At 57.2% G+C, this 15,004-nt stretch carries 10 protein-coding genes; 9 read left to right on the forward strand and 1 reads right to left on the reverse strand.

The annotated features are described in order from the left end of the window. Nucleotide 1: 1 nt before the first annotated feature. The 9 genes from Q0106_RS08475 to Q0106_RS08515 all read left to right on the forward strand — a co-directional run bounded on the left by Q0106_RS08475 (nucleotide 2) and on the right by Q0106_RS08515 (nucleotide 12,745). Nucleotides 2–706, forward strand: coding sequence for a hypothetical protein (locus Q0106_RS08475; RefSeq protein ID WP_297611555.1), 705 nt, complete (start codon nucleotides 2–4; stop codon nucleotides 704–706). A gap of 8 nt (nucleotides 707–714) precedes the next feature. Next, a complete protein-coding gene (locus Q0106_RS08480; RefSeq protein WP_297611558.1) occupies nucleotides 715–2,121 on the forward strand; it encodes a hypothetical protein in 1,407 nt (468 codons plus the stop codon). Then, complete coding sequence (locus Q0106_RS08485; RefSeq protein WP_288343882.1) at nucleotides 2,121–2,540, forward strand: hypothetical protein; 420 nt, start codon at nucleotides 2,121–2,123, stop codon at nucleotides 2,538–2,540. Before Q0106_RS08480 ends, Q0106_RS08485 begins: the two co-directional genes overlap by 1 nt. A gap of 33 nt (nucleotides 2,541–2,573) precedes the next feature. Further along, nucleotides 2,574–3,293 carry a hypothetical protein gene (locus Q0106_RS08490; RefSeq protein ID WP_297611561.1) on the forward strand — a complete coding sequence of 240 codons (720 nt, stop codon included), beginning with the start codon at nucleotides 2,574–2,576 and terminating at the stop codon, nucleotides 3,291–3,293. A gap of 12 nt (nucleotides 3,294–3,305) precedes the next feature. Beyond that, complete coding sequence (locus tag Q0106_RS08495; RefSeq protein WP_297611563.1) at nucleotides 3,306–4,133, forward strand: hypothetical protein; 828 nt, start codon at nucleotides 3,306–3,308, stop codon at nucleotides 4,131–4,133. Next, a complete protein-coding gene (locus Q0106_RS08500) occupies nucleotides 4,134–5,045 on the forward strand; it encodes a hypothetical protein (protein ID WP_297611567.1) in 912 nt (303 codons plus the stop codon). Next, the gene (locus Q0106_RS08505; RefSeq protein WP_297611569.1) at nucleotides 5,045–11,632 is read left to right on the forward strand and encodes a hypothetical protein; all 6,588 of its coding nucleotides are present in this window, start codon (nucleotides 5,045–5,047) and stop codon (nucleotides 11,630–11,632) included. The genes Q0106_RS08500 and Q0106_RS08505 overlap by 1 nt, the downstream gene beginning before the upstream one ends. Nucleotides 11,633–11,952: 320 nt before the next feature. Further along, entirely contained in the window at nucleotides 11,953–12,309 is a 357-nt protein-coding gene (locus tag Q0106_RS08510) for a hypothetical protein (RefSeq protein ID WP_297611571.1), read from the forward strand. Continuing rightward, a complete protein-coding gene (locus Q0106_RS08515) occupies nucleotides 12,290–12,745 on the forward strand; it encodes a lysozyme (protein WP_297611574.1) in 456 nt (151 codons plus the stop codon). The genes Q0106_RS08510 and Q0106_RS08515 overlap by 20 nt, the downstream gene beginning before the upstream one ends. A 601-nt stretch (nucleotides 12,746–13,346) precedes the next feature. Here the strand turns inward: Q0106_RS08515 and Q0106_RS08520 are convergent. Continuing rightward, complete coding sequence (locus tag Q0106_RS08520) at nucleotides 13,347–14,687, reverse strand: integrase arm-type DNA-binding domain-containing protein (RefSeq protein WP_297611577.1); 1,341 nt, start codon at nucleotides 14,685–14,687, stop codon at nucleotides 13,347–13,349. Nucleotides 14,688–15,004 lie beyond the last annotated feature (317 nt).

The raw sequence follows: 15,004 nt of genomic DNA on the forward strand, positions 1-15,004 counted from the left end.
TATGGCGAATCCTCTTACGTCTCGCGAGGGCACGCTCGGCTCCATGATGACCGAGCTCAAGGCCCGCCTGGGCTTTGTGACTCAGGGCGCATCTTCGAAGCTCATCGATCCCCTGCTGAAGTCCTTTCTGCAGGAGGGGCATGAGTACGTCTACGAGCAACTCGGGGCGCCTCTTTTGAAGAAGCGGACAATGATCATGCTGCAGAAGGGCAGCAAGCTCTACGACTGCCATAACGACATCGAGGACGAAAACTTCGAGCCGGCCATGATCGAGTCGATCTGTGTTTACGACACGGAAACGAGCTTCAATGAGCTTCGGCAGGGTATCACCGAGCTGATGCGCTGTGACGACATTACGCCTACGGTACCGGAGCGCTACGACATCCTCGACGGGCAGATTGAACTGTGGCCTACGCCGGATGACGCTTACCGCATGGTGGTTATCTACAGGTCCGAGCTGACGCGCTTTACTCGTCCGGCCGATCACGCGTGTGTGCCGTCTCGCCTGGTGTTTCTCTATGCGCTTGCAAGCGCTAAGGCGCACTACCAACACCCCGATGCCCAGACGGCTGGAAACATCTTTCAGCAGGCGCTGCGCATTGAACGGCAGAAGCAGCATGAAAACAAGCGCTACTCGGCCCTGGCAGTCCGGCCGCGCGCTCGCACTCAGGTTCGCCGCAGGTCTGACGGCCGGTACTTCTTCTGAGGATCGCCATGGCAAGCATTGTCTTTAATCGGTTTGACCTCGGCATCGATCTCCGCAAGGATGCAGCCGTCTCTGATGCTAACCGTTTGCGTGAGATGAAAAATGCTTACGTGACGACTGGCTTGACGACGGCCAAGCGGCCTGGGTTTCGTCACTTTGTGACGCTTGAGCCTGGCACGAAGGGGCTTTTTGCCGCCCTGGGAAAACTCCATACCTTCTATGGTACGGGGACTGTGACGCACGAAAACAAGATGTTTGAGGCGCATAAGGTGGCACCGAACGACGGCGAAAAGGCCGTGAAGGACGTTTGGTACACGGACGTTTTCTCAAACTACATTTATGCGGCCGTTGAGTACGAAGACGGCACGGCGTTGCATCACTATCTGGACGGCAACACTTCCGGAACGCAGGTGACGGACAGCAACTGCCCTCACACCAAGGCTCTCTACAAAACGCAGTCCAAGATTTTTGCCGTGGGCAGAGACGGAGACGTGGTGCGCTTCTGTGCGGCCGGCCGCCCCAGGGATTGGTCAACAAGCGAGGACGCAGGCTTTATCCCCACGGGCATGAATGCCAGAGGGGACCGCACTGCTACGGCAATTGGTCTGCAGCGTGGCCGTCTGGCCGTTCTTACGCGCGATTCCTGTCAACTGTGGACGGTCGATCCGGATCCCAACAACATGGGGCTGTTCGATACGGTTGAAAACGTTGGGTCGACGTTTCCGAAGACTGTGGCCAACGTCGCCGGTGACTTGTACTTTTTGTCGGACTACGGTGTTCGATCCATTACGACGCAGGTATACACCGACAACCTCGTGGATGAGGACGTTGGCTCTCCGGTCGACAAGATGGTCCGCCAGGCAATTGAAGAGGCCGAGCGCGACGGAGTGACGCCCAAGAGCTTTTACTTCTACGGCACGGGGCAGTACGTGCTGTGTTTTGGAAATCACCTGTTTGTTTACTCCATCAGCCGCACGGCGAAGATCGCGGCGTGGTCGCACTACTACATCAGCTTCCCGGTGGACGCTGTGGCCGAACTCGGCAAGCAGCTTTACTTCCGCTCCGGCGATGACGTCTACATCTTTGATGAGAACGAGACAACGGACGGCGGCATTCCATTTGAAGTCGTTATTGAGCTCCCCTGGATGGATCTCAAGAAGCCCGGGGACTTGAAGATGATCCAGGCGGTGGACGCGGTCCTTGAAGGCAAGGCTTTCATCTCGCTTGCCTTTGATTCCCGGAACCCGAACGCCCGTACGCCGGAAGTGCTTGTGTCAGGGAACACACGGCCGACGGGGTTGATTCCTATGCCGTGCTGCGGCACCGAGGTTTCGATCCGTATCCGCAACTACGACGACAAGCCGTTCAAGCTCAATGCCCTGACGCTTTATTACCAAAACTTAGGAACACGCTGATGCACACACTCAATATCTGCTGCCAGTCCAATGCGGACCGGTGGCGTTTTATCAAGACTGAAGTTGAGCGCTGCGTCAAAAAGGCCGTGCACGGCGAGTTCACGGCCGAAGACATCAAAAAGCGCATCGAAGAAGGCAGGGCTTTTGCGGCCTACGCCATGGATGGGGACAAGGTTCTCATTGTCTGCGTGTGGGAACTTGTCTGTTACCCGCGGATGACGGCCGTAAACATCATGTGCCTGGGCGGAAGCGACGCCCGAGGCATGTGGGACGAGTTCGGAGGAATCATGCGCAAGGTGTGGAAGGCTGCGGGCGCAACTCATCTTGAGTCCTGCGTATCGCCGGCGATGGCCCGCCTGCTGCAGAAAACAAACTATATCGCCAAGCCGCTCTACATCCATCTGCGCGGCGCTCTTTAACTGTTTACCCAGCACATCTATCAAGGAGACAACATGATGAAAGCTGAATTTTTGGTTTGCGGTGCAGACTTCGGCGGCCCGGCTCTCGGCGCCTGGCCGACATCGAAGGCCGGTCGTCTTGTTCCGCATAAGGGTGGTGGTGGCACTGACGCAGCGGTTATCGAGCAGCAGCGCCAGCAGCGGGCCAAGGAAGCCATTGATGCAGTCAATGAAATTTTCGACAACGCCAACCGTGATGCACTCTATCAGAGTCAACGCGACGCGGTTTACTCGCTCAATGCGAAGGAAGTCGAACGTCAGGCCCGTGAGGCCGAGCGCGCCAATCGTTTTGCCTTGGCTCGTAACGGCCTTCTCGGCGGTTCCGTTGATATTGACTCCAATTCCGAGCTCAACCGACGTACGAACGAAGGCTTGAGTAAGGCTGGCGGTATTGCTGATGCGGCCATGAGCGACTTACAGACGGCCGATGAGAACACGCGCTCCAATCTGGTCTCGATGGCCACGGCCGGCACTGATGCGACAACGGCCGGCCAGCTTGCTGCCAGCGGCCTGCGGCAGAACATGGACGCAGCCCGGTCCAATGCTTCGGTGGCAACGGTCGGGAACCTCTTTAACGACATTGCTAACGCCTATCTGTACCAAAACCTAGGCAAGTACGTGCAGGGCATCAGCTCGTCCAAGGTCCCGTACGCAACGGATCAGACGACAAGCAAGATTGCTCCGCAGAACGAATACGGCGGCAGCGCTTACTAAAAGGAGAGTTTTATGGGGTGGATCATCGGCGGCTTGATTGCCGCTTTAGTAGGAACGGCCATGCAGAGCTACGGACAGGCAGAAGCCAACCGTAAGGCTCAGGCCAAGATGAAGGCTGCCCAGTACGCCCTGGGGAGTGCTCAGGACAAGATCAATGCCCAGATTCAGGAAGCGGCGGCCGGCTACGAGTCCCCGAGACGTATTGCCAATCAGGAGGCAGAGGCCAACCGCATTGCTTCCGACATCAAGGCGGATGTCGCTGAGTCCCAGGCTATTCGTGATACGCAGCAGGAAACGGCAGGCAATGTGTCTGAGGACTACAAAGCAGCGCGCACGGCGAGCCAGGACCTGACGAAGCAGAAGTTCAACGCTTTTGCCGACTTGATTGGGCAGATTCGCTCGGCCGGCACGCTGCGGCAAAACGAGGGCTTCAGGCTCAACCGATATGCCCAGAACGTCGATCAGCTTGCGAAAAACGCCCGAGGCGATTTTGCAGTCGGGCAGGCTCAGGCTCAGGACGCACTCCACTCCAAGGACGGCCTCATCAACCTTGGCAAGGTAGTTCAGGCTATTGGCGCGGTCGCATCTATGTACGGCGGTATTGCCGCGGCCGGAGCCAGTACCGCGGCAAACGCTGCGGCCGGAACTGGGCTTTCTGCCAGTGCGGCAGGATCTTCCGGGCTGACGGCGGCCGGCACAGGGGCGAGCGGCCTGAAGATGGCCGGCGCAGGCCAGGCGCTGTTAGGCGGGAGCTCTGCTGCGGCCAACTCCGCATGGACCTCCGGCATCCCGTACATGCTCGGCGGCGGGTATCTCGCATCCAATCCCTGGGGGAATTAAATGGCAACTGTAGACATCAGCCCGATAGCCAACGGCATTCGCGGCTTCGGCACTGGCCTGGCAAACCTGGCCATCAAAAAAGCACTCCTTGGCGCTCAGGCCGAAAAGCAGGCTCTTGCGGCACAGCTTACGCAGTCGCAGATCGACTTTAACGACTCCAAGGCGCAGCTAAACAAGCAGAAGTATGACGCCCTGGCGCCGTTGTTTGGCCGTATGGCCGGCATGGATATGGCAGACCGTGACGTGCGCAATGAGCTTGCCATGCTTGCCAACGGGAAGGCCTATCTGCCGTACTCGAATGTTGGCTCTACGGGCGCAACGTTCAACCGTGCCACTGGGGCGGTCAGCGCTTCTCCTGAAGACAACCCCCTGCTCACGGCTGAGCTGGCAGTCAGGGAGTCCCAGGCCGGCCGAAATGATGCGGCCGCTGCGGCCAGTCTTGCGCTTAAGGCTCTTAACGATACAAAGACGGCCGCGGGCGGGTTTGCTCCGAAGTCCGGGGGCAGCGCCGGCTCTGTATCGAATGTGAAGCCGCTTTATACGGACAACGTGGAGACGCCGGATCCTTTCATGCCTGGTGTGATGAAGGTGACGCCGAGGACGGATTACGCCCGTATGCGTAACGCAATGGCGGAGCTGGTGAAGCAAGGTAAGAACCCAAACGACATGATCGCGCATCTGGCGCTGATGGCGGCCGGCGCCAATGGTGGTTCTTCTGCTCCGGTACCGGCCCAGGCAGTTCCTGCTCCGACTGCTCCTGCCGCTTCGGGTGACAACATCGACATGGTGCATGGACGTCTCGGCAACTCCGGTGTCGAAGCGGCGGTCAACAACGTTCTTAATCAACTGCGCCGGGGCGAAATTACTCGCGCTGAAGCGCAGGCAGCACTGACTCAACTGGGTGTGAACTGATGTCTCTTTTGGATGATCTCTTAAACGAGGCCGATCCGGCCTTACAGCAGCCGGCGGCTACGCCAGCCACTCCTGTTGCTCCGGCAGTTCCCCAAGCGATTCCGCAGCCTGGTTTAGGCGCTGAGCTTCTTGACGAGGCGGAAGCGGCCAAGGGTGCGGGCTTTTTATCGGGGCTGAAAGATTTGGGGGTGTCGGCAGTGGCGGCCGTCCCCCAGGCGGTGAAGACCGTCCCGGATATTCTCCGGATGGCCGTCGGCGATGCTCAGGTGATGAACCCGATTACCGGGGAAATGGAAGATTCGCCGTACAAGAAGCTCTCAGAGCTTTTGGGCGGCCTTTCTGACTGGATCAGTGAGAAAGGTCACAGCGATTCGACCCAGGCTCAGCGCCGCAATGTTGCGCGCTTCATGGAAGACGATAAAAAGTCATGGAAGGATCTTCCGGAAGTTCTAGCACAAAATCCGATGGGAGCCGGTACCCAGGGCGTTGAAAGCATCCTTTCCATGCTTGTTCCGGCTGGCGTCGGGGCTGCGGCCGCAAAGGGAGCCGGAGCCATGGGCAAAGCGCTCAAGATGGCAGTCTCTCCGGAAAAGGCGATGACGGCCGGCGTTATCGGCGGCAATACGCTGATGAATGCAGCCGATACTTTTGACGCCACGGCCGATCAGCCGCTTGAGGATCGCTACAAGGGCGCCGGCGTGAGCGCGGCCGCATCGCTCCTGGCAAGTGCTTTGACGGGCGGCGCGGCGGAAAAGACCTTGGCTTCTCTCATCTCCGGGCAGGTCGCGAAGAATGCGGCCGCAGGTGGATCGGCGGCGGCTCTCAAAGAGGTCGGAAAGCAGATCGGGAAGGGAGCGGTGAAGGAAGGGCTCCAGGAAACCGGGGAAGAAGCCGGAAACTCTATCGGCGAAGATGTCGCACGAGGGCAGGATATTGATCTGCAGAAGGCCGGACGCCGTGGAGCTTTCGGCGGCGTGCTTGGTGCGGCTATGGGCGGAGGCGTAGGCGGACTCAATGCCGGCGCGTCTCTGCGTGGGGTGAGAGATGTAACGGCTGAGGCTTCTCCGGCATCGGCGGAAAAAGCCGCGGCCGAAGCAGCGCAGCGCATTGACGCCCTCGCTGCAAAGTCAGCGTCCGCTCCCGTGCCGGTGACGCAGGCCGAAGACAAAAACCGCATGAAGATTCAGGCTCCGGACTTTGAAAACGAGACCGAGGGCCGAACTGTTTTGCAGAACCGTGATCGATCTCTGCCGCAGTCAGTTGGGCAGATGAACTCCATTGCGGCCGCACCTGATTACATCCGGCTCCGGGCCTCAAACGATCTGGGGAACGGCGCGCCGGTTGTCGCCTACGGCACAGTGCCGGAAGCTCAGCTCGGCCGTCCGGAGGTTGTTGCTGACAACACCGGTAAGCACTATCAGATGCGATATGCCGTTGTTGACGCGGATACGGTGCTCACGTCCAACGACGTCGGCGGCGCGGTAAATCCCGCATATCAGACCGCTCCGGAAACAGAAATGAGGGCGATCGCCGGTAACGGCCGCGTGGCCGGTTTGACGGCCGCCTATCAGCGCGGATCGGCCGGGCAGTATCGGGCTGATCTGACGGCTGACGCTGCCAATCTCGGCATCGATCCGAAGGTTGTGGAGGGCATGAAGCAGCCGATTCTTGTCCGTGTGATGGACAAGGCAGACGTTACGGCCGACATCGGGGACCGCTCCAACACGTCCGGAAATATGGCCTTGTCTGCGGCTGAACAGGCGGCAAACGACGTGGACCGCATCGACTTCGGGAAAATTTCCTTCACGGCCGACGGTGAGGTGGACAACGATTCCGTGCTCGACTTTGCATCTCAGATGCCGGAGTCCGAACGCAACACGCTTGTTGGCCGCAACAACAAGCCGACGGCCCAGGGTTATGCCCGTTTTGCATCAGCGCTTTTCAAGAAGGCCTATGGCGATGACGAACTCGTACGTATTGCCGTACAGTCAAACAATGAAGAGATCAGCACGATCTTTAAGGCCATGCGGGCTATTGCGCCGAAGATGGCGCGCCTGGCCGGCCTCGGTAATCTCGATATCCGCGGGCTTGTAACCCAGGCGGCTCAAATGGCAATCAATGCCAAGCGCAGCGGCGTTGCCCTGAAGGACTATATCGCGCAAGATGACATGACCGTCGATCCGGACGTTCTTGTCATTGCCGAGGTGTTTGCGGCCAACCCCCGTAGCTATCGTCAGATTGCTGAGATTCTTGAGAACGCGGTCGACTTTGCCTACAGTGAAGGAGTCAAGCCCGCCGAGGATATGTTTGGCCCGATTGAGAAGGCCACACGCCAAGACGTTTTAAACCGTATCAGGGAACAGACCCATGGACAACAGTCAGAATCAACAGGAACCGCAACAGGCGCAGCCGCAGAGCAGCAACAAGCCAGGGATGACGGAAGCGGGCCGACAAGTGTGGAAGAGCGCGGCCGGGCAGAGCCTGCTGAAGAAAATGTTCAGCGGCCGTCCGATCGAGCCGCAACTGGATCAGACGGACAGAGAGACTCTGCAGAGCCTGCGCAAGACGCGCTGAGTCTCACCGGAGAAACAGAGGAAGAGGCCCTGCAGAACAACGAACGCCGTGCGGCTTTTGAGGAAGAGGAACGCACGGCCGCAGATCGTGCTGAACGCGAGGCCCGTGAAGAACGTTTGGACAAAGATACGCGTGCGGCCGTCGAGAAGTCGGTTGATCGTTTTGAGCTCAACGACGATACCGTTTCTGATGAGGATGCTGTTTCCGGACAGCAGGGGCTTAAGTTCTCGCGCGGCAGCGATACGGTCGAAGCCGTAACCCGGGAACTCGAATCCAACGAAAAGGTGGGGGACGCTTTCAGAGAGCTGCGCCGCATCGGAGCGGTGGAAGTTGTCGAAACCGTTGATGACCTGCCGTCCGACATTCAGGATCAGCTTGATGAATCGAAGATGAGTCGTTCGGCCATGAAGTCTGTTGAGGCGAATATCCGCCGCGGCAAGAATTCAATGGCCAAGGCATTGCTGAATCGTTCGAGCGTGTTTCGGGCCATGTATCGGAACGGCCTGGGATGGGTGGATTTTCTTTGGGGCTATGAGGGTTCTCCGAAAGTAACACCGAAGGGTTCTCGAAAGGGAGAACGAGGTCTGCTGCATATTTTGGAGGCACGCTGGCGTAAAGACGGGTATTCCGAGAAACAGGTGTCCGATCTGCTTGACGATATTGTCGAGACGATTGCCAGAGGGAAGGCAGTAAAAGACGGGGATTACAAGCAGGTTATTACGCATTCCGGTGTGACCGTTGTGCTCGTAAAAAACCGCCCATACAACAATTGGTTGCTGAGCGGCTATCGGAACGAGACAACGGGTGACACCGTGCCGGCCTTTGACGTCCACGGAGCTACTGACTCTCGCCCTACACCTGGCCGAACGAGAGGAGGAGCCGTTGCTGATTCCTATGAGACAATTTTAGGGGCCATGGTTCTCACCGTCAAACGTTCCGAAGACGGTTCTATCCAAGGTGTTTTCGATCCGGCAAGCGGCAAGTCCTGGCTCATTGCCTCAAACCTGACGCCCGAGACGGCGCCCGGTGTCCTTGTTCATGAGGTCGGTGTTCACATGGCGGCCGACGGTTCCGGCCGCGCCGCGATGGAGCCGCTGATTGCCCGGGCCGCTCAGATCGTGATTAACGGAGCGTCCAACGGTGACGCCACTGCCAAGGCTGTTTTACAGCGTATGGAAGACGCGGGGCTTATTGAAACAGTCGGCGGCCGCAAGAACATCAAGAAAGGTCAGGAAGAAGAGGCATTCGCTTATCTGGCTGAGCATGTCGTCAATAACAAGGAGAAGTCTTCTCGCCCGATTCGTGAGTGGTTCGAGAAGGTCATCCGGGCAATACGCCTATGGCTTTACCATCGAGGACTTTTCGTTCAGGCGGAAAACCTGACGGAGAAGGAGCTCGTTGATTTGGCCATTGCCAATGTCCGTGAGCTCGGAAGAGAAAAGGTGGCTGGTACATCCGGGCTCAAGTTCAGTAAGAGCGGAACATCATCAGGCGAAGAATCTCCCGTCACTCAGGTGCTTAGCCATAGGCTTGATACCGGCACTCCCGCCTGGGGATTTAAGCGTTCTGGGAAAATTGTTGGTCGCGACAATCTCGGCCGTATGACATTTGCGCCTGGAGAATGGGCTTACGCCAACGTGGCTCGGGCAGCGCATGCGCTTTTCGACTTGATTGATGAGAAGTCCGGTCATCGTTTTAACCTGAATCCGCTCTCTCCTGAGTTCCGGATGCAGTACCGCCGGTATAAGGCTGAGCTGCAGCAGGCAACGGTTGCCGTGGGCGAGGTCGCAACGGCCTTGTCTCAGATGCCGGAGGCCGAGCGCCGTCTGGTATCTGATATTGTGGAAAAGACCGTGGCTCCCGGAGTCAATCCTCCTGAGCACGTTGTCCAGGTGGCCGCGGCCGTCAGTAACTTGATGGATACGCAGACCGATCAGATGCTTGCAGAGGGGTTGCTGACTCAGGAATCGGCAGACCGCTGGCGTGGTGAATATCTGCCGCGCGTCTATCTGAAACAGACTGCCCTTTTGAAGGATGCAAAACAGAGCTTTGACAAACTGTTTGGTCGTAAGTCGGTTAAGGGCATTCGGGGTAATTCCTTTAAGGGGCGCGGCATTTTCCGTCAAGTCGTCGGCGAGCAGGACATTGCCAACCACAAGGCACTCGGCTGGGAGGTTCGTGATCCGGATTGGTCAGATGCCCAGGGATTCTTGGATTTCACCGGAACGGGCCAACGGCCGAAGGTTCCGGAAGTCATTATGTGGCGCGACTTCACTCAGCAGGAGCGAGCGCTGATGGGCGAGGAACGGGACGCTATGGTGCGCCTTGTTCTGGGATACATGGATTCGCAGAAAGACATCGCGCTCTTCCGGTTCTTTGCCGGCATTGCCGAGAATCCTGAGTTTGCCGGGAAGATTGCCCAGGACGGCTGGGTGAAGATCCCCGACACCACAATCGGTGACGGCAGCAAGGTGAAGCGCTACGGCAAGCTCGCGGGCCTTTATGTCGCTCCGGATGTATGGAGTCAGATTTCGCACTACGGGGAGCCAGAGACAACGTTTACCCGCTTGTGGCACAGCTTTATGTCGGCCTGGAAGGAGGGCAAAACGGCTCTTAACCCGGTAGCCCATCTCAACAACACGGTTGGCAACGTTGCAATGGCGCATTTTGCCGGCGTCAATGCCTGGGATGCGCCGACTTATTTCAAGACGGTTGAGTCTATCTACAAGCGGGATGCGACATATCAGGAAGCCGTGAAAGCGGGGCTCCTTTCCGGCTCTTTCATGCGCAATGAAGTGCTCGAACTTCTGCCGCTTGAAGACGTGCGTGAAAAACTCACGGGCATGAAGCCTGCTTACGAAAAGGTTTTCGATCTTTTCCTGACGGTTTTCTCGCTCGGATTCCGCCGTTCGCTTCGGGCCGCCTACGAGTTCGAGGATGCTTTCTTCAAACTCCTTATTTACCGTAAGGGGCGCAGCGAAGGTTTGACGCCTGAGCAGGCCGTTGACCTGGCCAATCAGTACATCTTCGCCTATGACGATCTGCCGAGCGGAGCCCGTGCAGTGCGTGACAGCATTCTGCCGTTCTTCTCTTGGACTTATAAGGCAATTCCTGTTCTCCTGCGTGTGGCCATGGTGTATCCGCACCGATTCCTTCTGCCGGCGGCTATCTGCTTTGCCTTCAACAAGGCGGCCTATTTGTCTGCGGCTGTGGCTGCCGGTGCCGACGATGATGACTGGGAGAAGATTTGGAAACGGGCTCAGGAAATGGAAGCGGCCGAACGATCTCTGCTACCTGAAAGCGCTCAGGGTCTTTCGATCTTTGCTACGCAAAAGTTCATCCGGACATGGACGAACTCCGACGGGACGCCGAACTTTCTTGACGCCTCCCGCCTGGTGCCGGGCGGAGACATGCTCGACGCCAACAATCAGATGGGCGGCGTTCCTTGGTTGCAGCCGCTGATGCCGAACTCTCCGACGATCGGCCTCTTCTTGTCGATCTTTGCCAATAAGGACGCCTTCACCGGGCGCGACATTGTCGGCCGAACGGATGATGCCGGTGAGGCGAGCATGAAGCGTTTAGGTTATGTCTGGCGGAATATTGCGCCGGCTCTGGCACCGGGGAGTTACCACTTCAACCGTCTGGCTAACGGCGTTGCCTCCGCCACGGGTACATCCTTCACGCTTGATCCGTTCTTCGACTATACGGGTACGGACTGGCAGGGGCGCAACATGGAGATGTCTCGGGCGCTTATCAATACGCTGGGTATCAAGATGCGGGCCGTCGATCTTGAGCAGGAGGCCGGGCGTAAAGCCGGACAAGCCCGTGGTGAGATTCGTGAGCTGCAGGGGCAGATACGCTCCAAGGCCCGGGCGCGCGCCAAGGGTTCCGTATCGGACGAGGCCTTCGAGAGCTTCGTTGGACACACGGTCGACAACATCGCCGAGCGTGTCAAAAAGCTCAATGAAATTTCAGACAATCTGGAGAAGCTGAAGAAAGTGAACGAGAAGTAGCAGCAGGCCCGGGGATCCCCGGGCTTTTTGTGAAGTAAAGAAATCTTGCCACGGGGAGGGAGTTTCTGCTTACCCTGCAGACAAATGAAAACCCCGCAGTGACTGCAATCACTCGGGGGCTTGATGGAAAGTTACACGGGAATTTCCATGAGCAATATTTTAACAGTACTCAGATTGGGCGAGCTTATGAAAAAAGATCATGAACTTCCGTGGGTAATACGCTTAGGCCGATGGGTATTTTTTGTTCTCGGAACGCTTCTGGCAGGCGGTTATGTGGCCCACTGTTTCAAGGAATGGTTTTTATGAATGCAGAGGCCCTCATGCCTGAAGAACAAGGTGCGCCAATGAAACAAATTATTGGAGGTCTGCTACCGTCATCCGCTGCCGGGCTGGCAAAAGCAAGCCCGGGAATAGGCGTCGGCGGCCTCTCTCTGGCGGGGATCAACATAGCAGATTGGGTATCTGTACTCACCTGTATTTACATCCTGATTATGGCCGTCGGGGCGCTTCCCAAGTTTTTCGACACGTTCCGTTATTTCCGGAAGAAGTGGACCGATAAGTTTTCCGGTGCCGATCCACTGGTGGTGAACGTGATCCGTGACAACTCCATGATTGCGGCCAAGGTCGATGGTGCGCGGGGTAAGGACGATGAAAAGAGTGGCAGCAGCGGTTCTTAGCTTGAGCGCGGCGGGCCTGCTTGCCATTGCTGGCTACGAGGGATACAGCGAAGTAGCGTACATGCCGACGGCCCAGGACGTCTGGACGATTGGATTTGGTAGCACCCAGGGCGTCAGGCCTGGGGATCGAGTATCTGTTCCCCAGGCGCTCGGCCGGTTGCGCAAGGATGTGGCCCAGGCTGAGGGCTCTTTGGTGAAGTGCGTGAAGGTTCCGCTTTCCCAGGATGAGTTCGACGCTTACACATCTTTCGCTTTCAACGTTGGGGAAGAGCAGTTCTGCGGATCGACGCTTGTGAAGAAGTTAAATGCCGGCGACTACAGCGGAGCCTGCAGCGAGCTGCGGAGATGGGTTTACCAGGGAGGCGTTAAGTTGCCAGGGCTTGAGAAACGCCGGGCTGACGAGTTTTTAACCTGCATGGGATTGAAGGAGAGGTAAATGCGATTTTCAACAGTGGCAGTTGTGTCTGCGGCCGGCGTTCTCTCGAAGGAAGAATACAAGGCCGAGATGAGCAAGCTCACCAAGGCTGTCAACGAGAAAAAGGAATGAACAAGAGAACCCTCATTGCCTGTTGTGCCTCGGCCGTTGCCGGCTGGTATGTAACGCACTTGTATTACTCGGCGGAAATTGCCGGAATCCAACGTAAGCAGGCAGAGGCAGTTCAGAAGGAGCAGACGACACATGCAGCAAAACTTGTGGCCGCAACGGACACCATCCTACTGGCGCAGTCTGAGTATGACGCTGTGCGTTCTGAGCGGGATCGTCTTCTTGCCAGGCTGCGCGACAACAACGCCCGTCGCAGTGACAAAGGAGATTCCGTCGAAACTCTTAGAGCCCGAGTTGCCCGGTGCGAACGCATGGTCAGCCGACTGGCTGAAGCTGGTTCGCGATGCAGCGACGGATGGCAGCGCTGCGCAGTCAAGCATGACGCCTTAGCAGAGGTGGCCCGGTAGATGTTGTGAAAAGCCCCGGAGCTTGATCGGATCTCCGGGGCTTTTGCAAAGGCAATTGCATCACTCATGCAACGAGCTGATTTTGCCTATGACGATGAGCATGAACTGAAACAATAAGCAGCCCATTGGTCCAAGATTTCGCGCATGTCTTCGAGAGGGTAGGCGCGCATGTATGCTCCTCCATACTTCGGCGAGAAGTGATCGAGGCAGGCTTCGACGATATCCTTGTCAAAAAGCGGGTGCCCGAACTGCCTTGGATTGTTTGCCCAGGTGTCGAAACTGGCACGGGCAAGGCCGTGTGGAGTGGCTATGCGGGGCAGGCCTTTAACGTCTACTTCGACGGGATCAGTGTAGCCGACTGAGCCGGAGTGAGACTTTTCAAAACTGGCGCGTCGAATCAGCGATCTGAGAGATGTGTCACTGAGGTGCCCGGATTTGCGTTCAAAGAAGCTGCGCCAAACATAATCCGGTTCACCGGGAACAACGGGAAAGCGCGGGAGATTCCGGAGAATGTCTGCCGCCTGCAGGGACAGTGGGGTTTGCCGGTCAAAGGCAAGGCCCTTTACCTTCATTTCCTCACGGGGAATTGTGATAACCATTTTGTCAAGGTCTACCTGACTCCAGCGCAGACTCAGGCAGTTATCAATACGGCTGCAGGTAAGAATCGCAAACAGAAGGGCGCGTGATGTGACGCCGGTCCGGGCAGATATGTCTTTGAAAAACTCAGGCATCCGCTCCGGAGGAAGGTGAGGCATGTGTGAAAGTCGGGGGCGCATTTTCTGCGCCGGCAGCAAGTGCCCCAGTGCTCCCCTGATGTCGGCGGGGTTGATGAGGTTCGGCAGTTTTTTAAGGGCGATAGCCCAGTCAAAGGCTCTTTTGATCTCGCCGATACACTTTTCGGGGGTGCTTCGCATCGTGAGCCACTTGTCCCGGTATTCATCGGCAAGGATATCCGCCGTGAGCGCAATGGCCGGCATGGTGCGTAGTGTTGTGCTCATGTGGTTTCTGATCCAGCCGTCAGCTTTTTCAGCATGAGTCTGACGGCCGCGGGTGGACCAGCGTCCGCGGGATTCTTCAAAGGCAATGAATTCACGCAGCAGTTGTTCAACTGTAAGGTCGTACTGCGGTCGTTCCGCTTCGGCTGCTTTTGCCCTTATTTCAGCCTTCGGATCTGTGCCTGCTTTAATTTTGATCAGCCAGTCCTTCGCGATCTCACGTGCTTGCGCGAGTGTGTAAATGCCGTATGCACCTATGGTGAACCATTTGGTTGATCCATTTGACTGGTATCTGAGAACGAATGTTTTGCTGACGGATGCCCCTGACTTTCTGACTCTCAGAGTCAACCCGGGGACGCCTCCGACGGCTATGGATGAAGATGCCGATTTGGCCTCCTTGTCGGTAAGGGGCTTCTGGCGGATGTTTGCCATGTCTGAATCTCTCGGGGTTTGCGGCCTTGAAAAGTAGCCCGGCAACTTTTGAAAATTCGAATATCCGGCTTGGTATGGATTTTCGGCCTTGCGGCATCTTGTCCGGCTACTTTTGAATTATGGCATAGAGAGATACGGCGGAGGTACAAAGAGACACGGAGAGAGACGGAGAAGAACAACACAAACCCAATAACGGCGCGGGTTTGGTGGTACGGAAAGATACGAAAAAGCCCTGCTGTGAACCAGCAGGGCTTTAGTATCCTGGGGTGGGAGATGGGACTCGAACCCACGACAACCGGAATCACAATCCGGGACTC

Origin of the sequence: uncultured Sutterella sp., from assembly GCF_937923675.1 — a bacterium.
Classification (GTDB): Bacteria; Pseudomonadota; Gammaproteobacteria; order Burkholderiales; family Burkholderiaceae_F; genus Sutterella.